General features: G+C 70.3%; 15 protein-coding genes and 1 pseudogene. 7 read left to right on the forward strand and 9 right to left on the reverse strand.

Annotation, left to right across the window (positions count from 1 at the left end; genetic code table 11):
* From D7V97_RS13430 to D7V97_RS13445, 4 genes and pseudogenes are all read right to left on the reverse strand, one after another.
* Positions 1 to 674: pseudogene (locus D7V97_RS13430) on the reverse strand (hypothetical protein); the annotation flags it as partial.
* Between the two features lie 600 nt (positions 675 to 1,274).
* Positions 1,275 to 2,033, reverse strand: a complete 759-nt coding sequence (locus D7V97_RS13435) for a DUF1338 domain-containing protein (RefSeq protein ID WP_120611021.1) — start codon at positions 2,031 to 2,033, stop codon at positions 1,275 to 1,277.
* A 166-nt stretch (positions 2,034 to 2,199) separates the two neighbouring features.
* On the reverse strand, positions 2,200 to 2,961 hold the full coding sequence (locus D7V97_RS13440; protein ID WP_120611022.1) for a hypothetical protein: 762 nt from the start codon (positions 2,959 to 2,961) through the stop codon (positions 2,200 to 2,202).
* Positions 2,962 to 3,041: 80 nt separating this feature from the next.
* Positions 3,042 to 3,935 carry a LysR family transcriptional regulator gene (locus D7V97_RS13445; protein WP_199728796.1) on the reverse strand — a complete coding sequence of 298 codons (894 nt, stop codon included), beginning with the start codon at positions 3,933 to 3,935 and terminating at the stop codon, positions 3,042 to 3,044.
* Between the two features lie 104 nt (positions 3,936 to 4,039).
* Here D7V97_RS13445 and D7V97_RS13450 point away from each other — a divergent pair, with 104 nt between their 5' ends.
* Positions 4,040 to 4,645: a glutathione S-transferase family protein gene (locus D7V97_RS13450; protein WP_120611024.1), complete on the forward strand. Its 606-nt coding sequence runs from the start codon at positions 4,040 to 4,042 to the stop codon at positions 4,643 to 4,645.
* Positions 4,646 to 4,706: 61 nt separating this feature from the next.
* Positions 4,707 to 6,209, forward strand: coding sequence for an acetyl-CoA acetyltransferase (locus tag D7V97_RS13455; RefSeq protein WP_120611025.1), 1,503 nt, complete (start codon positions 4,707 to 4,709; stop codon positions 6,207 to 6,209).
* A 45-nt stretch (positions 6,210 to 6,254) separates the two neighbouring features.
* On the opposite strand, the gene D7V97_RS13460 is transcribed toward D7V97_RS13455, so the two are convergent.
* The 3 genes from D7V97_RS13460 to D7V97_RS13470 form a co-directional block, all read right to left on the reverse strand.
* Entirely contained in the window at positions 6,255 to 6,812 is a 558-nt protein-coding gene (locus D7V97_RS13460) for a hypothetical protein (protein ID WP_120611026.1), read from the reverse strand.
* Entirely contained in the window at positions 6,809 to 7,723 is a 915-nt protein-coding gene (locus D7V97_RS13465; protein ID WP_120611027.1) for a class I SAM-dependent methyltransferase, read from the reverse strand. The genes D7V97_RS13460 and D7V97_RS13465 overlap by 4 nt, the downstream gene beginning before the upstream one ends.
* 87 nt (positions 7,724 to 7,810) lie before the next feature.
* The gene (locus D7V97_RS13470) at positions 7,811 to 9,289 is read right to left on the reverse strand and encodes a hypothetical protein (RefSeq protein WP_120611028.1); all 1,479 of its coding nucleotides are present in this window, start codon (positions 9,287 to 9,289) and stop codon (positions 7,811 to 7,813) included.
* A 327-nt stretch (positions 9,290 to 9,616) separates the two neighbouring features.
* On the opposite strand from D7V97_RS13470, the gene D7V97_RS13475 reads away from it, so the two are divergent.
* Positions 9,617 to 11,575 (forward strand): hypothetical protein, encoded by a 1,959-nt coding sequence (locus D7V97_RS13475; RefSeq protein WP_147444802.1) that lies wholly within the window; start codon positions 9,617 to 9,619, stop codon positions 11,573 to 11,575.
* A 121-nt stretch (positions 11,576 to 11,696) separates the two neighbouring features.
* Here the strand turns inward: D7V97_RS13475 and D7V97_RS13480 are convergent, their stop codons facing one another.
* Positions 11,697 to 13,259 carry a hypothetical protein gene (locus D7V97_RS13480; RefSeq protein WP_147444803.1) on the reverse strand — a complete coding sequence of 521 codons (1,563 nt, stop codon included), beginning with the start codon at positions 13,257 to 13,259 and terminating at the stop codon, positions 11,697 to 11,699.
* Between the two features lie 161 nt (positions 13,260 to 13,420).
* Here D7V97_RS13480 and D7V97_RS13485 point away from each other — a divergent pair, with 161 nt between their 5' ends.
* Together D7V97_RS13485 and D7V97_RS13490 are read left to right on the forward strand one after the other, a co-directional pair.
* Positions 13,421 to 14,353, forward strand: a complete 933-nt coding sequence (locus D7V97_RS13485) for a PAS domain S-box protein (RefSeq protein ID WP_158623356.1) — start codon at positions 13,421 to 13,423, stop codon at positions 14,351 to 14,353.
* Positions 14,350 to 14,607 carry a hypothetical protein gene (locus D7V97_RS13490; RefSeq protein ID WP_147444804.1) on the forward strand — a complete coding sequence of 86 codons (258 nt, stop codon included), beginning with the start codon at positions 14,350 to 14,352 and terminating at the stop codon, positions 14,605 to 14,607. Before D7V97_RS13485 ends, D7V97_RS13490 begins: the two co-directional genes overlap by 4 nt.
* Here the strand turns inward: D7V97_RS13490 and D7V97_RS13495 are convergent.
* The gene (locus tag D7V97_RS13495; RefSeq protein WP_120611033.1) at positions 14,604 to 17,357 is read right to left on the reverse strand and encodes a pitrilysin family protein; all 2,754 of its coding nucleotides are present in this window, start codon (positions 17,355 to 17,357) and stop codon (positions 14,604 to 14,606) included. The genes D7V97_RS13490 and D7V97_RS13495 overlap by 4 nt on opposite strands.
* A 542-nt stretch (positions 17,358 to 17,899) precedes the next feature.
* Between D7V97_RS13495 and D7V97_RS13500 the strand changes: the two genes are divergently transcribed.
* Positions 17,900 to 18,640, forward strand: a complete 741-nt coding sequence (locus tag D7V97_RS13500) for an SDR family oxidoreductase (RefSeq protein ID WP_120611034.1) — start codon at positions 17,900 to 17,902, stop codon at positions 18,638 to 18,640.
* 64 nt (positions 18,641 to 18,704) lie between these two features.
* Positions 18,705 to 20,204 (forward strand): hypothetical protein, encoded by a 1,500-nt coding sequence (locus D7V97_RS13505; protein ID WP_147444805.1) that lies wholly within the window; start codon positions 18,705 to 18,707, stop codon positions 20,202 to 20,204.
* Positions 20,205 to 20,241 lie beyond the last annotated feature (37 nt).

Here is a 20,241-nt window from a genome sequence, read left to right on the forward strand (position 1 = left end):
ATGGTCGGCCTGCATGGCACCCTGTTCACCGGCGCCAGCGTGGACCTGCGCCGCCGCTTCGCCGCGGGTGAGACGCTCGCGGCCCTCCACGACGACGCGTCCCTCACCCTCTTCTTCGGCGTGCCCAGCACGTCTGAGGCGAACGCCTGCGTATAGAGGGGCCCCAGCGTGCCCGTGAGGAAGCCGCCTGCTGGGTGGTAGTCGGGATTGCTTCGGTTGGAGTAGCGCCGCACGAGGTGCGCGGACAGCAGGCTGTAGGACTCCAGCGCGCCGAACCAGACGCCCACGGGTGCGTTGTTCGAGCCCAGCTTGAGGCCACGCACCACCTGCCCGAAGTCCGAGAGGCTGTCCCAGTCCTCGCGTCGCACGAAGCCCGCGTCCCCTCCACCACCCCAGAGGCGCAACCGCACGGGCGTGCCCAGGTTGAGGCCGAACTCCGCGCCTCCGTCGAGAATGAGGGTCGGCTCCACCTGGAGGAAGCCCTCGTCCACGACCCTCCCCGCGCGGGGCAGGAAGGACAACGTCGTCGCCTCCACGCGCAGCAGGTTGCGCCAGGCCTCGTCCAGGGGGCGCCGATCCTCCTCCTCGGGCGGCACCTCCGGGACGTCCTCGGGCCATGCGGCGACCGGCAACAGCAGCCACAGCCAGACAGCCCCACTTCGCGTCATTCGCATCCACGCCCCCTGGGAGTGACACCTCCCAGGGTAGCAAAGGACACACGTCTGACATTCAGCCCTTCGCAGCGGGCGCGGCTCCGTGCGGATGGCGTCCTGACTCCGCGGCGGAAAGGCCGGGACGATGCCACCCTCGTCCTCCAGCAGATTCAACTCCTCCATGGCCTCGCCGCCTTCAAAGAGGCCAGATTCCCAACTGGGCAAGGTGAAGCGGTTGCTGGATGCCGCGCCCGACAGGACGACCCAGGGAATTGCGGATGCTTATGTCAAGCAACCTGAACTCAACCCCATCGAGTCGTGCTGGTTGAAGGTAAAGACGCGCATGCGGGCCATCGGCGCCCGCACGCATGTGGCCCTCCGAGAAGCAATGCGAGCGGCACTCGCAACCGTGCGGCCACAGGACGCAGCGGCCTGGTTCGCCTACTGCGGCTACCCACCTCAACCGCCGTGATCACCGTGGTAGCCACGCCGGAGGGGCACATGGGGGCTCATGACGGTACGGAGAAAAACAAAAGCCCAGCAACCCCGTAGGGTTGCTGGGCTTTTTAGTGGCGAGGAGTACGGGACTTGAAGCCGTAGGTCCTGGCGTGGCGGCGCGCTTCAGCCCCGCTTCGTCATGTCGAACAGCGCGCGGGCCTGCGGGCCCAGGAAACCGTCGAAGCCTCCGGAGCGCTCGGCGATCTCGAAGTACGCATAGGGCCACGTGCGCGTGCCGCCGCCCCGGAGCGTCAGGGACAGGGGCGCGGCGTGCGTGGCCGTCTGTCGTAGCGACGTGCCGGGCGCGCCCTCGATGTCTGTCTTCATGGGAACACCCGCGTCGCGCATGCGCCGCTGCCACGCCTCCACGTCGTCCACCGCGCCGGTGAAGTGATTCACCTTGCGGCCGAACGCGAGCAGCCACGCGCCGTACTGCGTCTCCTTCTCCAACTCCAACAGCCCAGCCTCGTCCGGCGGGGAGGGCGGTGCGAACCACGCCGCGAGCGCCTCCACGTCCTCCGGCGGCGGCGGATCCGCCGGGAGCGCGGCGAGCAGCTCGCGGGCGCGCGGCGACAGCTCCTCCGACTTCAGCTCGGAGAGAAAGACGCGCGGCAGCCCGTCCGGATGGGCGAGGTAGATGGCGGACAGGTGCGCGTCCGGGAACGTGTACGTCCCGGCCGGACGCCAGCCAAACCGTTCGAACACCCGCGAGAACAGCGCGATGCCCCCGCCCGGCCGCGCGAGCGTGCGGAACGCAACGTGGTCATTGCGGAAGTGTCCCCCCGAGAGCGCCACGAAGGTGCGCGCGAAGGGGACTTCGGAGGCATAGCGCTCCCACAGCAGGTCCAGCAGCCGTGAGGCGTCGGAGGCGGAGGTCGTCATGTCCGCCAGTCTAGGGAGGTCGCTAGAAGCTCTCTAACAAATCGCGTCGCCAGAAGCCCTGGGCGAGGCAGCCTGCCTTGCGGAGGACGTCCTGGGCAGAAGGGCCCAGCATCCAGCGGATGCTTCAAGGGGCGCCCCAGAGGCTCCATGCAGTTGGCTCCTTCCATCACATCTCCGGTGTCCCCGGAACCGGGCTGCTCCCCTCCGCCGGGTGCACCCTGGAGAAGACCGAACTGGCCGAACGGCGAGTGATTCGCTGGTAGCGGGCATAGGCGTCGACGAGCGCGGTGCGCAGGGCTGCTGGCTCCGTCAGGCCATGCCGCGCGGTGGCGGAGGCCAACGCTTCGAGAAGGTAGGCTTCGGGCGCCATCAGGGTTCGGGTGAGCACGACCGGCCGGACTCCCAGGGGCTCCAGCACCGGCCCGAAGAACTGCTCGCTCATGCAGGCCAGGACAACCACGGGCCTGGGCATCGCACCTGGGAGGCGCTGAATCGCGGGCGGGGAGCGGTCCATGAGTCGGTCATGTCCGGCCCAGACCACGAGGTCGGCTTGGCTCGCACCCGCGGCGGCGCGCAGGAAGTCCTCCAGTGCGCTGTCAATCCGGTCTCCCGCATAGGCATGGAGCAGGAGCCGGACAGGCCGCTCACCGTGGGCGGCAGCCCGCTCGATGACGAGCTCGCGCAGCACCGCGGAGTCCGCCGGGCCATCACGGCGGCCCCGAACCTGGAACCCGGGAGCCCGCGAGAGGAAGCGCTCCGCCCCGTAGGCCGCGCCCCAGTAGAGATTCGCCTCCAGGGAGCGGGGATCGCCCGCGGGGCCACGCCCGCACGCAATCAAGGCGTTGTCGCACAACGGCACGAAGACCTCGATCTCCACCACCGGCGCGGGCGTCGCGGCGAGCAGGCTCAACATGAGGAAGGGCAACACGAGGGACCTCCGGCATGGGCCCATGGAGACACGCGCGGCCCCTGGACGGTTCCATGGCCTGCCCGGCGCCCAGGTGGGCCCTACTTCCGCTTCCGGCCGCGAGTCCGCCGAGGCGGTGGTTCCGCGAGTTCCGCCAGGGCATCCACGAAGAGCCGGACCTTGTTCGGAAGGTTCAGCCGGCTCGGGTAGACGACGTGGATGGCCCGCAGCATCGCGGGCTGGGGCCCGAAGAGGACCTTCAGCCGGCCGTCGCGGACGGCCTCCCGGCAGACGATGTCCGGGACGCGCGCGATGCCGACCCCCGCGATGGCTGCCTCGCACGCGAGCTCGCTGTCATTCACCATCAGGACCGGATCGATCCGGGACTTCACCCCTCCGGCCTCCCACGTCTCGAACGCACTGAAGCCAATGCAGCGCGCGGAGCTCAGCTCCCTGGCGTCCGGCGTGCCGTGCTTCGACAGGAAGCGGGGGCTTGCCACGAAGCGGACCGCGCCCTCTCCCAGCTTTCGCGCGACGAGGGACGAGTCATTGAGCGGGCCCAGGTGGATCGCGACGTCGAACCCCTCTTCGATGAGGTGGGGGCGGCGGTCCGCCAGCACCAGCTCCACCCGCGCCCGGGGATAGCGGGCGAGGTACTTCGAAATCACCGGGGTGAGGTACCGGCGGCCATAGAGCACGGGTGAGGAGACCCGCAGCAGGCCGGTGGGATCCGCCAGTCCTTGTTGGACCTCGCTGTTCGCTTCTTCGATGAGCGCGGCGATGGCGGAGCAGCGCTCGGAGTACATCACTCCGGCCCCGGTGACCCGCAGGCGCCGCGTGGTCCGTTCGAGCAGCCGCACCCCCAGCCGCTCTTCCAGGTGGCGGATGCGCTCGCTGACGGTCTGCTTGGTGATGCCGAGCTTGAGTGCCGCCCGGGTGAAGCTCTCCTCTCGGACGACCGTCGCGAAGAGGACCATGTCGGCGGGTGGGATCATGGTCGTCAAGCCTAACCTGACAATGAGTTCGGCTGGGACCTCATTGTCGGAGCACTCTGGTCGCCGCATCGTGTGGCCTCACGCAACCCTCAGGAGTGCCACCCATGAAGCTCTACTTCGCCCCCAGGACCCGTGCGGTCCGTGCCCGCTGGCTGCTGGAGGAAATCGGCGTGCCCTACGAGCTGGTCAAGGTCAACATGGCTCGACAGGAGCACACCACGCCTGACTATCTGGCGGTGCATCCCCTGGGCGAGCTCCCCGCCCTGGTGGATGGGGACGTCACGCTGCGGGAGTCCCTGGCCATCTGTCTGCACCTGGCCGACCGCTTCCCGGAGAAGCAACTGGCGCCACCCGTGGGCTCCGCGGAGCGCGGCCCCTATTACGGATGGATGGCTTTCACCGAGATGAGCCTCGATTCCGTGGTGCTGGAGTTCTACCGGGACGCGCAGTCGCCGGAGGAGCGCAGGTACTCGGATGAGGAGGTCGCGAGGCACAGGACCCGGCTCACGGCCGTGCTCGACGTCATCCACGAGGGGCTCGGTGACCGTGAGTTCCTCGTGGGAGGGGTGTTCACCGCCGCCGACGTGGTGATGGCCTCCAGCCTCCACCTCGCGAACACGCTGATGCTGCTCGGCGGGCATCCGCGGCTGGTGGAGTACGTCCGGCGTCACTCCCAACGACCGGCGGTGCGCAGGGCCGTCTCTTTGTGAGCATTGACCGGAGCACGCCTCCGTGGGAGCAGGACTTCGGGGTGCCACCAGGGAGCCAGGGATGAAGGCCGCGAACAGGATTCCCGTCATCGTGGGCGTGGGGCAGGTGAACGACCGTCCCGAGGATCCGTTCCAGGGGCTGGACTCGCGGGGCCTGATGGAGGCCGCGCTCCGGTTGGCGGATGCCGACGCGGGAGGCGGGTGGCTCGGACGGCTCGACTCGCTGGCGGTGGTGGATCAGCTCTCGTTCCCGCGGTTGAACCCGCTGCCGTTGTCGCTGGCGGAGCGACTGGGGGCTCGGCCGCGCCTCCTTGAGCAGACGGCGGAGGCGAGCGGTGACAGCCCCGTACGGCTGCTCGACGAGGCCGCCAAACGCATCGCCGCGGGCGAGGTGGAGGTCGCGGCGGTCGTGGGCGGCGAGGCCCTGCGCACGGCGGCCCGGCGCGCGGCCCTGATGGCTGGGGACGCGCCCTCCGCGCACAACGCAGCGAGCACCATCGGCGTCCAGGCTCGCGAGGCCTACCGGCGACGCTACGGGTTGCTGGCGCCCGTGGACGTCTATCCCCTGTATGAGAATGCCTGCCGTGCCGCATGGGGCCAGACGCTGGAGGAGGCGCAGCGGGAGAGCGGCCTTCTCTGGTCGCACTTCTCCCAGGTCGCCGCGGGCAACCCGGGCGCGTGGCTGCGCGAGCCCCTGTCGGTGGAGGACATCCTCACGCCGTCCGCGGCCAACCGCCCCATCGCGTTTCCGTACTGGAAGCGGATGGTGGCCAACAGCTCGGTCAACCAGGGCGCGGGCTTCCTCGTCACCAGCCTGGCCCGGGCCCGCGCGCACGGCGTGCCGGAAGCCCGGCTCGTGTACGTGGGGCGGGGCGCGGCGGCCCACGAGGCGGAGGACTTCCTCGCCCGGGACGGCTACGCGGGCTCGCCGAGCATGGCGGTCTCGCTCCGCCGCGCGCTGGCGCTGAACGGGCTGACCGTGGATGCGTTGGATTGCGTGGAGCTCTACAGCTGCTTCCCCTGTGTGCCGAAGATGGCGCGCCGGGTGCTGGGCTGGCCGCTGGAGAAGCCCGCCACCGTGGTCGGTGGCCTGACATTCGGCGGAGGCCCCATCGCCAACTACATGGGCCACGCTGTGGTCCGCATGGTGCAGCAGTTGCGCGAGCAGGGGCGCCATGGCCTGCTCTTCGGCAACGGCGGCTTCGCGACGTACAACCACAGCCTCGTGCTCACGCGGGAGCCCCTGCCCGCGAGCGCGCGACTCCCTTCGTCCGACTCCCAGGCGGAGGCGGATGCCGCGCGGGGTCCCATTCCTCCGTTCATCGAGGACTTCACCGGCCCTGGCGTCATCGAAACGTACACGGTGTTGTACGAGCGGGACGGGAGCCCCCGGTTTGGCGTCATCGTCGGACGCGGCACGGCGGGCGCGCGCTTCCTCGCGAAGGTTCCCGCGCATGACGCGGCCGGCATCGGCTTCCTGTGCGACGGGAAGGTAGAGCCCGTCGGGAGCGCGGGCAGGGCGGTCCCCGGACGCGGCGGGGACATCCTCTGGGAGCGGGCATAGCCCGGCGGTGGCTGGCTCACGGCTTCGCGCGGGGGCTTGGAAGTATCAGGAGACACGTGTGTCTTCCTGTTTCACGGTCTCGCCGGAACCACGGCCCGGGAGCCTGGTCTGCATGCCGGCGTTCAGCCAGGGTTCGAGCGCGAGCTGGACGCCGCACGCAGCGACGGTGACGAGCGCGGCCGTGAGGCCCGGGGCCTTCCAGGCGCCCAGGACGGCCGCCGCGGCGATGACCCAGGGGCGGATCAGCGTGAACGGCCCCAGGACCACCACGCTCGCGAGCGTCCGCGCATCGGCCTCCGCCGCCGCCCAGACGCCCATGCCCATCAAGGTCAGGGTCGCGTACGGCAGGAGCACCCAGAGCAGGGCCTGTGCGCAGATGAGGAGCTGCGCGAACAGGCCCGGCTTGAACAGGCAGGCCCCGGCGATTGCGCAGCCCACCATCGCGGTCGTGAAGAGTCCCCGCCCCATGCCCCGGCGGATGGCGTACCGGTAGAAGTCGGCCTTGAAGATGCGGGCATCCCGGCCGGTGGCGACCCGGAAGCCGCAGAACGAGGCATCGGTGATGGCGAGCAGCGCGAGCAGCACCGGAAGGACGGCGTTCATCCGGTGGGCCCCAGCCTCGCGCGCAGTGGGCCCATGCTGCGCATGAGCGGCGCCCACAGCTCCGCACGGGCCCCCAGCGTGGCGGTCATCGGGCGGAGCACGGCGCCGAGGACGTTCCGGGCACCGTCGAGCGACGCGCAGGTGAACCCCGTCGCCGTCCGGGCCGCCGACAGCAGGGTCTGTGTGGAATGGACGCGCCGCGCGGAGACGACGCCGTCGTGGCGCGCGAGCGGCTCACGCATGCGGGTCTGGTGGAAGATCCACGCGCCCCAGGGCGAGAGCACCGAGCGCTGGATGTCGTAGTGAACGAAGGCGTGCCCCTGCCGCTGGCCCGCGAAGAACGCGTCAAGGTCGCTCCCACGGAAGTGATGCATCACGCCCGTGGAGATGAAGACGTGACCCGGCTGTTCGAGCTGGAACGCGTTCGCGACCTTGAGCTCGCATGAGAGGGATTCCTCTTCAGCGAGCCGCTGGGCGTTTTCAATCAGCGCCACGTTCATGTCACAGCCGATGATTTCAACATCGCGTCCCAGCCGGCCATGCGCCGCGAGCGAGCGGACGACGTAGCCGAGCCCGCACCCGACGTCGACGATGCGCAGCGGAGGCTTCACGCCGGCGTCGCGCAGCGCTCGCAGCAGGGGTAACAGCACGCAGCGGAGGCGGTCTGCTTGCAGGAACTCCTCGCTCAGCCGCTGCAGTTCGATGTGCGAGCGCAGGAGGACCCGATTGCAGGCCTCGACGTCGAGCGTGTCATTCGAAGCGGGGAGCCGCTGCACGAGCCGCGCGGCGGACCGCTGCCCGTTCGCCATGAGCCGCGCCACGACGGACTCGCGGGACACCGGCCGGGGCTGGAGCGTCGCGACGTCGTAGTCGACGATGAGGTCGGAGATTTCCAGCAGGTCGGAAGACATTCCAGCGCGGTCACGGTGGGCCGGTGGAGTGTACCGCATCGCGCGGGGGGACACCGGGGCGGTGAGTCGCCCCGGTATCGGCCCTGCCTACTGCCGCGCCGCGGTCAGCCCTGGCGGGCAACTGAAGGTGGCCGGCACGGACCACAACTCTCCTTCTTCGCTGGCGTCGAGGGCGGTGAAGAAGATGCGGTTGCCCACGCGGGTGAACGAGTCCGGCAGCGAGACGTCCGCCAGCTGGCCCTGCGTCGCCACGGAGCCCCGGGTGAAATAGGGGCGGGTGGGCCCATAGAGGGCCGAATTGCCGCCGAACAGGACCTGGCCCGTGCCGGTGGCGAACAGGGGGTAGCGGTACCCGTACTCCGGATAGGGATTGTCGAAGAGCCTGCGGGTCCCCGCGGCGGTTCCGTTCGTCGCCCACAGCGACACGTCCTGGGGCACGGGGGCGTCGCTGCCGATGACCATGGAGAAGTAGAGGTCGCTGCCGGACACCACCGCCGTCCGCACGGAGGGATAGGCGTACTCGTAGGATCCATAGGGGTTGGGCAGGGTGGTGACCTGCGCCTTGCCACCGCCGCTCAACGAGAGCCGGTCGATGCGCAGCCGCTTCGTCGCCGGGCTGTCCACGGACGTCACATAGACAGACGACCCCAGCGTCCCGAGCAGGCGCACGGACTTGCCGAAGGCGTCCAGACGGACGGTTCCCGCCGCGGTGCCATTCGTCTTCCACACCTCGGAGTTGGGGCCGTCCTCCAGGATGAACATCGGCAGCTCACCCGGGCGGCTCACACTGCTGATGAAGGTGAGCCCCGCGTCCAGCCGCTTGACGGAGGTGGTCCCGGCCAGCGTGCCGTCGGTGCGCCACAGCGTGGTGCCCGTCTCCTCGGCGAAGAAGAAGAGCAACGCGTTGCCGGCCTTCAACGTGTAGGCGCTCAAGCCCGGGGAGCTGATGAAGTTCCGCACCCGCAGCGTGCCGGCGGCGGTCCCGTCGGACCGCCACAGCTCCGGCCCCGCCCCGCCTCCCGGCAACGGCACCCAGCGGAAGAACACCAGGCGGCCATTGACCTCGGAGGCATTGGTCATGACGGAGCCGTCCGCGCCGGGGGTGATGTCCTTGATCAGCCGGGTCCCCCCCTCCGTCCCGTCACTGATCCAGGGCTCCATGCCGGCGGCCGGGGTGCGTGTCTGGAAGAAGAGCCTGTTGCCCACCGCGACCAGATTCTCCGGCTGGTAGACGCCGGGCGGCCCCGGAAATGTCTTCACCGGGACGGTCCCCGCCTCCGTGCCGTCGCTGCGCCACAGGACCGAACCGGTGTCGAAGACGGAGGTGACGAAGTAGAGCGTCCCCTGGACGTTGGTGAGCTCTCCCATGAAGCCCCCGGAGCCAGGAGGGATGAGGGTCGCCACCCGGGACGCCACCCCGGGAGGGCATGCCTGGGCGCTCACCTCGCGGGAGTCCCCCACCGACGGGGACGCGAACTCCCCTGACAGTTCATCGCCCTGCGAGCCACCACATCCCACGCCTGCCAACCCCAACCACAGCAGGGTGCCCCAATTCCTCACATGCATGTCCGCTCCTTCCGGCTCACGGTGGCCGGAAGGTGGCAAGCGAGGCTTTGCCCGCCAAGGGGTACCCCCAGAAAGGATGAGTGTTTTTTGGATATCTTTGGCTCGCGCGTGGCGGCGTCATGGCGTTGAGGCATGTCTGAAGGGCTCCACGCACCGGACCTCTGGCTTGCGCGGCTCGTGCTCCAGCGCGGCCTGGGGTTCGGCATGGCGCTTAACCGCGTTTAACCGCGTTTAATCCCGCTCCCCCTGAGCGTGTTGGTAGAGCCATGTCTCAAGAAGTGCTCGCGCGCATCCGTGCGAGCCAGGAACGCAGAGGGGGAGTCTTTCGTGAAAATCGATATCCGCGGTCCCATGCAGTCGCGTCCGGTGCAGGAGAACAAGCCCCTCGTGGCGAAGGTCGAGCCGCCTCCCACGCGCAAGGTGGAGCCGAACCCGGTCCAGAAGCGACTGAACCAGGACCTCTTCACGACCGACACGCGGACGCGCCAGGCGCAGAGCCTGGTCGGAAGCACTTCCTTCCAGGCCTTCCAGCTTCCCACGACAGGGACCCCGGGTGGCCCCGTTGCCCCCTCGGGCGGCGGCCCCGTCACCCAGACCGCTCAGGCCACCCCGCTCCCTCCCGGCCAGGGAGCAGCGGTTTCGCCGGAGGTCCAGGCGGCCCTCGACGAACTCAACAAGTTCCAGCCGGAATCCCAGGCCTACGGGCTGGCCCTCTCCCTCCAGGATCACCCCGGCGATGGTGACGAGGATGTCGCCTTCCGCCGTGAGCTGTTGACCGCCCTGGGCCCGGACCGGGTCGCCCAACTGCTGACCCAGATGCGCGACAAGCTGGGCGAGGGCCCGGGCGTCGCCGAGGTCATCCTGGAGGCCGCCATCGAGTCCTACCCCCTCGCGGACCAGGGCAAGCTGGTGCAGGCAATGGGGCCCGAGGTGCTCGGCTCGGTCCTGCGGGAGGGCGTCGAAGCCGCTGGCAGCCCCGTCTCCCCGGACCGGGAGGCGGCCCTGGCCCGGATGCAGGGCCTGGCCACGTTGATGGGCGACCTCCATTCACTGCCCCCGGGCTCCCCGGGTCAGTCCGAGGCCGCGGGGGCGCTGGACCACATCCAGAACAGCGCACTGGAGGGCGATACCCCCGGTGCCTCCATCGCGGCGTGGATCGTCGCGAACTCGGGCAGCGATTCGCTCCGGAGCGACTTCGCCAATGGCTATCTCGAAGCGTTGAAGGCCGACCCGGCGTCGCTCGCTCCCGAGGAGGCCCGCGCCGTGGCGTGGGCCCTGGGCTCGATGACCCAGAGTCCGACGAGCGGGCTCGGCGCCATTGTCGACCTCCCCGAGGCGCAGCGCACGCAGTTCCTGGGACAGCTCAGCGCCTCGGATGGACCGGAGCTGCAAACCGGGGCCTTCTTCCAAGAGGATGCGCTGGCCGGCGTGAACGAGTTCCTGATGGACGTGTCCCGCCTCGACCCGGGCAGCTTTCCCAACGCGCAGGCCGCGAAGGAGCTGCGCATCGAAACGTTCCAGCAAATCTCAAAGGCCGTGGAGGGTGACTTCCTCCGGGACAGCCCAGGGACCCATGGTGCGCTGGCCAGCATGTTCGCGGCGGACACCGAGGGCATCGTCAACACGTCCGCCAACACCAGCCACCGCCTCAACGACCCGGAGGGCCAGGCGCTGGCGAAGTTCTTCGACCATGTCGCCTTCCGCGGTGAGGACAGCCGGAGCCTCGTGACGGAGGCCCTTCAGAAGTACCTGGGAGTGGGGGCCGAAAAGGGCATCGTGGACGCGCTGTCCGAGCACAAGGGCGACGAAGCGTTCATGGCGAGTCAAGGCAACGTCCTGGCGCGCAACATGGGGTTCGTCCTCGGCGCGCTCTACCAGGGCTCGCAAGGCGCGCTGCAGAACATCGACGACGAGCACGCGCGCAAGAAGGCCATCGTGGACGTGATGGGCAGCCTCGTGGAGAGCACCCTCGAGGCCAGCCCGGTGGCGGGCATGTACTCCAAGATCAAGAGCGGCACCGGGGACCGCGCGAGCGTGGAGGCGGTGTTCGACTGGCTGGGAGACCATTTCGTCGGCGACAAGGACGCGGGCAAGGACGCCGTCACGAAGCTCTCCGGTGCCGTCATCGAAGGCGCTTGGGGGCCCTTCTTCGGGGACGAAGCCCTGAAGGGCGCCAGGCCGCAGGACCTCATCGCCATGTTCGCGATCATCAACGCGGGCGTCGCGCGCGCCGATGGTCGCACGGGAGATCCGAACATCAACATCGGTGGCGCCTATATCCAATGACAGCACCGCGCCGGTCGCATGTTCCAGAAACCATGCATGCGGCCGGCATTTGTCTTGGAGCTTCTGGCGACCTGCCCAGGCCGGAGCCCTCCCGCTTCGCTTCGCCCGCGTCACCCGTGGTTCAGCGCGGCTCCACGGTGAGCCCGCCGAAGGTCATGGCGGCCTGGTTGCCGCCGTCTCCCGCGTGCGTCATGGGCGCCTCCGCGAGCCCCACCGCCACCAGCGTGTCGCCGTCCGCGTCCACGCCCAGCAGGTGGAAGTGGCGGTCCTGTCCTTCGGGCCCGGGCCGCTGCGTGCGCACCGTCTGTCCGTCGGTGGACGCGAGCGCGAGCAGCGCCCCCGCGCCGCGCGAGATGCTCATGCCGCCATACCAGCGGTCCCAGCCGGCGCCGCCCACCGCGAGCAGTCCCGCGTCCGTCCAGCGCAGCGCGGAGAAGTGATCCGCGCGCCCCGTGTCCACCCGGTGCTCGAAGCGCAGCACGCCCGTGTCGAGCGACAGCACGCCCAGATAGCCGTCGTACGGCGTCATCCGGTCCTGCACGCCCGGAGCGGACGGGTAGTAGGCAATCGTGCCGTCCTCGGCCTCCGTCACCACGGTGCCGGCGAGCGCCACCTCCCCGCCATGCACCGCCATGTCGAAGACGACGAACTCCGCCGCCGCCGCGGGGACGAAGGCGCGCGTGCCGGTGCGCACCCCCTCCGGGGTGAACGTCGTCACCGCGAACGCCTGGCGCTCCGTGTCCACGGGCTGGGTGATGTCCGTGCCCGTCCTGCAATACAGGCTCGTGAAGTCGTTGAACGTGCGGCTGGAGGCCTGGCACCGGGACGTGTTCCACGTGCGTCCCACCACCAGCCTTCCGTCGCCGTCCACCGCGAGCAGCGGACGCAGCGCGGCCTCGCGCCAGCGGAACTCGTCGTAGGCCCAGGCCGCCGGCTGCGTGGAGTGGCGCCCGTCGACGATGCGCGTCCACTGCTCGCGGTAGCCGCCGTCCACCCACTGGAGCGTCATCAGCCCCGACGCCAACTCCGATGTTTCGCTGGCTCCCTCCGGGACCGCCACGAGCGACAGGAAGGCCACGGCCACGTCCTCGCCGCGCGCCTCCGTGCGCAGCCAGCCTTCCGCGAGCGCGTGGACCCACGACGACTTCATCCGGAAGGGGGAGGGGAGCAGGGTGCCGCCCAGGTCCGATGCCGGCAGCGTCGAGGGCACGGGCAGCGGCTGTCGCGACAGCACCTGTCCCTCCGGAGACAGGCGCAGCAGGTCGAACGCGCCGGCCTGCGCGTCGGTGCGCTCGACGCCCAGCGTGCTCTCTCCGGAAGGGTGCACGGTGAAGTCGCTGAAGTGCTCTCCGGTCGCCGCATCGATACGCCAGAGCAGCGCGCCGTCCGGAGACCGCACACTGATCCGGCGGGTGTCGTGGCCTTCCGCGTCCCGCGTCGTCTCCAGCACGAAGGTGCGTCCGGCGGCCCGCCGCACCTTGAGCCCGCCGAAGCTCGCGCGTGGCTCCACGCGCGACGACAGCGCGTCCGGCTCGAAGGCCCGCGCGAGCCCCTTCGTGGGGTCCGCGCAGTCCCCGCCCTCACACGGGGGCGGGACGCCGTCCGGGCCATGGCAGGCGGAGACGCCCAGCCAGCAGAGGGCTCCCAGCAGGAAGCGGGTTCGACGCGGGTTTGGAAGGCGCATGGTCTCCATACGGAAGCAGGCCCGGGCATGGGTCGTGGGGGTTCGTCCGGGGCATGACTGTTGGGGCCCGGACGGTCCCTCCCCCAGCGGGACCGGTGGTGTTTCGGGCTCTTCCGCGTACAGTGCAAGGCCCCCCTGCTCGTTGAAGTGAGTTGCCGCGCGTGACCCCCGACTCCGCCCGTCAGACCCTCCCCGTCGCGCTCCAGGCCCGTCCGAAGTTGGAAGCGGTCGCGCGCACCCTCACGGAGAGCGCGGACCTCGCGTTGTTCATGACGGATGCGCAACAGCATTGCACCTACATGAACGCGGCGGCGGAAGCGCTCACGGGCCGCACGCTCGCGGAGGTCGTCGCGCAGGGGCAGTCGCTGCACGCGCTGGTGCATCCCGCGGCTTCGGGCGCCGAAAGCCCCATCGCCCGGGCCCTGGCGAAGGGGACGCGCGAGCGGGGCGAGGACGTCTTCGTCCACCGGGGCGGGCACCCCCATCCCGTCGCCTTCACCGTGAGCCCGCTGCGCGAAGCGGACACCGTGCTGGGCGCGGTCATCGAGGTCCGCGACCTGACGGCGGAGCGGCAGGCGGCGGCCGCGCTCCAGACGAGCGAGGTGCGCTACCGCTTCCTGGCGGAGACCATCCCGGTGCAGGTGTGGACGGCGACGCCCGACGGCCTGCTGGACTACGTGAGCGGCCGCGCGGTCAGCGAGTTCGGCGTGCCGCTGGAGACGCTCCTCTCCGAGGGGTGGCTCAACGTCCTGCACCCGGAGGACCGGCCCCTCGCCATCGAGCGTTGGACGCGCGCGCTTCGCTCGGGCGAGGGCTACGAGGCGGAGTTCCGGCTGAGGCTGGCCAGCGGTCAGTACGCCTGGTACCTGGCGCGCGCCGTCCCCCAGCGCGACGCGCACGGACGCATCCTGCAGTGGCTGGGCACCAACACGAACATCCACGAGCAGCGCGAGTCGCAGCAGCGCACCGAGGCGCTCCTCGCGGAGGTGGCGAAGCAGGCGAAGGAGACCGAGGCCGCGCTGGTGCGCCTGCGCGCGGAGAAGCTCGCCGCCGAGCAGCGGGTCGCGGAGCTCGAAGCGAAGTCCTCCCCATGATGACCACCACCCCATCCAAGGACTGGCACGGCGTCGCGGTCGCGAAGCTGACGTCCGTGCTCGGTCCCGCCCGAGGCTCCGCCGCCCTGGAGGAGGCCCTGCGCGCCACGGGGCTCACCCACATCACCAGCGCGGACGAGCTCCACCGCTTCGCCCAGGCCCTCGTCCACGCGGGTGGCTTCGCGGGCGCGGTGGGCGGTCTGCTCAGCGTGCACGCCGTGATGCACGGTGCTTCCCGTTCGGAGTCGCGCTAGGGTACCGACACCGCCTGCAGCGCGGCGCGGCTCCGGGACTCATCCCCCGTGACGCCCACCACGAGCCGCTGCAGGCACCCGTCGAACGCCTCCTTCAGCGCGTCCGCCGTCACCGCCTGGAGGTGCGCGGGACGCTGGGCCACCGCGTCCACCGGGAAGCCCTTCACGCGCGTGTCGAGCAGCGCGTCCACCCACGCATCCGTGGTGATGAACGACACCGCCTGCCGCGCCAGCACCCGCGAGCGGGCCTGCTCCAGGTCCGCGGCCGGCACCTCCTTCGCGAACCCCGCGAGCGTCCCGCGCAGACTCCCCAGGCCCTCCTCCAGCCGCTGTGCGTCCAGCATGCCCTCCACCAGCAGGTGCGCCGCGCCGCCCCGGCCCACCCAGGGCGTGGCGGAGAAGCCGTAGGACGCGCCCGTCCCCGCGCGCGTCCGCTGGTAGGCCTTCACCTCCAGCAGCTCCGCCATCAGCGCGTACACCGCCTCCCGCTCCGGCGTCGCCGTGGGCAGCCGGCAGGCGAGCTGCACCTGGCCCTGCGTGGCCCCGGGCCGTGCGGTGAAGAGGGTGTTCGCCTTCGCCGTCGCGGGGGGCAGCGGCGGCGCCGGCGGCACGGCCACGGGCTGGGGCTTGCCCCGGCTCCAGCCGCCCAGGTACCTACGCGCCAGCGCTTCCACTTCGTTCACGTCGAACTCACCCGCCACCACCACCACCGTGTTGCCGGGGCGGTAGACGTCCTCCAGCCACGACTGCGCCTCGGACCAGCCCACCTGCGCGAGCTGGGCGCCCGTGGCCTCGGTGGCGTAGGGGTGGTCGCCGTAGAGCGCGCGCAGGAGCGCCCGGTGCGCCACCACCTCCGGGCGCGTGTCCACCGCGTCCTGCCAGGGCAATATCTGCTCGCGCATGAAGCGCACCACGGACTCCGACGTGCGGGTGGAGTCGAGCTGCTCGGTGAGCATCGCCAGCATGTTGCCCACGTTGCCCGCCGTGCCGGCCAGGTCCACGCGCACGTGGTCCAACCGCGAGTGGCGGTCGCCATGCAGCCCCCAGTCGGTCTCACGTCCCTCGAAGAAGGACTCGCGGAAGGCGCCCCACAGGGCCAGCTCTCCCACGCCCGGCTTCGCGCCGTACGTCGTCCCACCGCCCATCGCGGCGCCCATGCGCACCACCGGCAGGCCCGGCCGGGACACGAGCAGCACCTCCAGACCGTTCTCCAGCTTCAGCGTCCGCACCGGCGCCGTGGTGGCCGTGAGCATGGCCGGGGTGACGTGGCCGCTCAGGCCCTCCGCCAGCCCTTCCTCCTCCAGCGTCGTCCGTGCGGGCGCCGCCGTGCCGCCGCCGCTCTCCCCCGGCCGCACCAGGATGGCGTGCGCCCGGTCGCGCTGGAGCCACTGGTAGGCGAAGTCCGCCACCTTGGTGCCGCCCAGCCCCACCAGCGCCAGCTGCGCGCGCGTGTAGGCGCGCACGTCCAGCGTGAAGTGCGTGAGCAGCGCGCGGCTCGCGGTGCGCGTCAGCAGCGCCTCCGAATCCAGCAGCATGCCCGTCACCACCTGCCGGCGGAGGCCCTGGAAGTCGGACTCCTGCTGGCGCACGCTGTCGCCCTCGATGGTGAAGGTCCAGGCCTTGTGCACCTGGTCCAGCACCTTCTCCGCCGTGCGCTCCGGGTGGTCCCCCCGGGACAGCTGCACGCGCACGATGAACAGCGACGCGCGGGTGCCGGGCACCACGCGGGTGGACAGGCTCGCGATGTCGCCGTCGCTGCGCATGGACTCCCACAGGTTCTCCTCCAGCGCGTCCACCAGGAAGTCCTGCACGGCGCTGGCCTCGTCGAAGCCGCGCGGCAGCACCCATGAGAGGTACAGCTCCGGCGTCGGCACGGCGGCCGTGTACACCGGCATCTGCTTGGGGATGGGCGCGGAGGCGGGTAGCACGGCCTGCGTGGGCAGGCGCGTGTCCAGGGCCAGGGGCGTGCCGCTGCCCACCCACGCGGGCGGCAGCTGCTGCTGGAGCGTGGCCTCCACCTCCTCCAGGTTCACGTCGCCGGAGATGACCAGGGTGACGTTCTCCGGCCGGTAGTGCGTGCGCACGAAGCGCTGGGCGTCCGCCAGGGTGAGCGAGGACAGGCTCTCATGCGAGCCCACCACGGGCCGAGCGTACGGGTCCCCCGCCGCGAAGGACGCCGCGTGCACCCAGCTGGACACCTGCCCCACGAAGCCCGTTTCGTTGCGCTGGCGCAGCTCGCTGCGCACCACCTCGCGCTCCACCGCGAACACCTCCGGGGTGACGCCGGTGATGGGCGCCGACAACCGCTGCCCCTCCAGCTTCACCAGGGTGGCCAGCGCCTCCTTGGGGGCCATCGTCTGGTAGGCGGTGTAGTCCAGGCTGGTGGAGGCATTGAAGTAGCCCGCGCCCGCCGCCTCCATCCGCGCCATCAGGGAAGGGCTCCCGGCGTGCCGCGCGCGGAAGACCAGGTGCTCCACCACGTGCGCCAGGCCCTCCTTGCCTCCCGGGTCGCTGGTGCCGCCCGCGCCCACCACCGCCACCACCGCCACCACGGGCGACCGCTCGTCGCGCTCCACCACCACGCGCAACCCCGACGGCATGCGGAAGTCCCGCAGGGGGAAGGACACGTCGCGCATGATGACCTGCCCGCGCTGGGGCAGGGTGGCGCACCCTCCGAGCGTCAGGGACAGGGAGGCGAGGACACCCACGGCCAGGCGCGGCCCGCGGAAGGAACCAGACAGGGACGGCATACGACTCCAGGCGAAGAACCCGGAAGGAAGCCCACGAAGGGCGCACGCAGCCCCAAGCCTCCCCCGGCGGGATGGATGATGAATGAAGGCTGCGGATGCGACCGGGGAGACAAAGCCTGACGGCGCCGACGGGCACGGACGGCAACGACAGACAGGTCCCGCCTCATAGCATCCACGGCAGGGCGACCGCCAGGGGGCCCCCCGCCGGACGGGCGACAGGCATTGCCCGGAGCCCGGAGCCTTCCGTCCAGGGCGGATGGTGACGACAGGCAGGAAGGCAGGCCGTCGGCTCCCGCGACGCGGTGGGCTGACGGCCTGGAGGGAGCGCGGGCCGTGAGCTGTCGGGACGCCTGCTGCTGTTCCTGAGCCTCTCCGTGGCGAAGCTGCGCCGGGAGTCATCCGGTGCGGGCCGGGAGGACCCCCTGCGTCAGCGCCGTCACGCGTGAGCATCCGGATACCGTTCCGGCACCAGTCTTGAGAGGGTGTGCCTGTCCCGGTACCGCTTCGGCACCGGGCTCCTTCACGCACGCAAGGACAGGCACATGACGACGAACATCCAGGGCAAGGTGGTGGCCATCACCGGAGCGAGCAGTGGCATTGGCGGGGCCACGGCGCGGCTGCTCGCCCAGGAGGGCGCGAAGGTGGTGCTGGGGGCGCGCCGCGTGGACCGGCTGGAGGCGCTGGCGGCGGACCTGAAGGCGAAGGGCGGCGAGGTGCGCTTCCGTGCGCTGGACGTGACGAAGCGCGAGGACGTGGCGGCCTTCGTGGACTTCACGGTGAAGGAGTTCGGGCGGCTGGACGTGCTCGTGAACAACGCGGGGGTGATGCCGCTGTCGATGCTGGCGGAGCTGAAGGTGGACGAGTGGAACCGGATGATCGACGTGAACATCCGGGGCGTGCTGCACGGCATCGCGGCGGGGCTGCCGGTGATGCAGCGGCAGCAGTCGGGACAGTTCATCAACGTGTCCTCCACCTCCGGCCACTCGGTGGCCCCGTCGACGGCCATCTACTCCGCCACGAAGTTCGCGCTGAGGGCCATCACGGAGGGGCTGCGGCAGGAGGTGGGGCCGCACCTCCGCGTCACGCTGATTTCACCGGGAGCCACGGAGTCGGAGCTGGCGGAGAGCATCTCCGACCCGAACATGCGCGAGGCCGTCAAGGGCTACCGCAAGGGTGCGATTCCGGCGGAGGCCGTGGCCCGGGCCATCTCCTACGCCATCGCCCAGCCGGCGGAGGTGGACGTGAGTGAGATCATCGTCCGGCCCACGGCCGCGAAGTACTGAGCGTCACGAAACGCGTAAAGGGGGATGGGCAGGCAGACAGGTCTCGAATAGGTTGGCGCGTCTGATGAGACAAACCCTGTCTGCCTTCCTGCTCTGTGCCTGTCTGTTCGGGCTGAGCGCCTGTGATTCGACCTCCAACGCCACCCCTGACGCGGGGCCCGACGCGGGGCCAGTGCCGCCCGTCATCCCGGAGGGATACACGCTGCTGACGCCGTCGGAGACGGAGGTCCATGCCGTCCCCTGGAACGAGGACACGGCACAGCCGCTCCGGTTCGCGTTCGTGGCCAGGGCCGGGCGGCACTACGACTTCATCGTGGAGGCGGGGTCCGAGGGCTATGTCCTGGAACTGCGGGACGCGGCGGGGATGAGGCTCGACTACGAAATCGACAGGGACTACGCGCCGAGAGAGGTCTTCTCTGTCCGGCACTGGTCGGGCTTCACCGAGAACGCCGTCTACACCGTGGACGTCCATGCGTATTACTTTGACGCCCGCGGTCCTTTCTCCTTCCGCCTCGTGGACACGGGGCCGGACGACCACGCGGACCTGTACGGCACCGCGGCTCCTTGGGTGCCCTCAGAGCAGCCCCTGACGGGTCTCAGTGAGCACTACAAGGAGCGGGATCTGCACTCGTTCCAGACCGTGGCAGGCAATGTCTATGCACTGGCCTGCACCTTCCCGACGACCTCCTGGCAGCTGGCCATCTTCAACCGCCAGGAGCAACACTACGGCTTCGCGGAGGGGCCTCTCTTCGAGGACCTCACGCAGGGAAGCACCGCCTTCAAGTCCCCGGGTGGGGTGTTCTATACCGACGTCCAGGACCTGGGCACCTCCACCACGCCCTACAGCTGCGTGCTGAGGGACATGGGGGCCGAGGACCACGGAGACACCGTGGAGACGGCAACCGCGCTCCCGGCAGGCACCGCGTCCGTGCAGGCGAAGATCGAGGTCCTCCCGGACAAGGACGTCTTCGCCCTGGGCGTCCTGCCCCGGCACCACTACCGGGTGTCATGCACGATCGACGGCAAGAAGATGTGCGAGGTCGCTTCTGCCGCGCCGGGTGGGGCGTTCAGCCACTCGACCTCTGATCGCACGTGGACCACCTTCAAGGCGTCCGAGGCGACGCACCACGTGCGCGTGGCAATCAATCCCATCCTGCCGACGCTGTGGGAGGAGGGGCACTACACCCTCCAGTTCGAGGACCTGGGCGAGGACGACCACGGGGACACCCTGGCCACGGCAACGCCGCTCACGGGGCCGGTGCAGGCCGTGACGGGCCGCATCCCCGACACCGTCGACCACGACTTCTTCTCCTTCCAGGCCACCGCGGGACAGCGCTACCAGTTCGGCTGTGATTGGAACTCGGCGCCGGGCCAGGAGCAGTTCTATGCGACCTTCCGTGATGCCCAGGGCGAACAGGTGTCGACTTCCTGGGAGCACGTCGGCGAGCGGTGGGTCCACACCTATACGGCGCCGCGGACGGCGACCTACAGCATCGACCTGTACTCGGGCAGTCCGCGGATCCTGGGCGACTACACCTGTGAGTTCCGGGTCCTGGACCCCTGACAGGGCCGCACCGCGGTCCCGGGCCTCACGCCCGGGA

The organism is Corallococcus sp. CA053C, assembly GCF_003611675.1.
Lineage (GTDB): Bacteria > Myxococcota > Myxococcia > Myxococcales > Myxococcaceae > Corallococcus.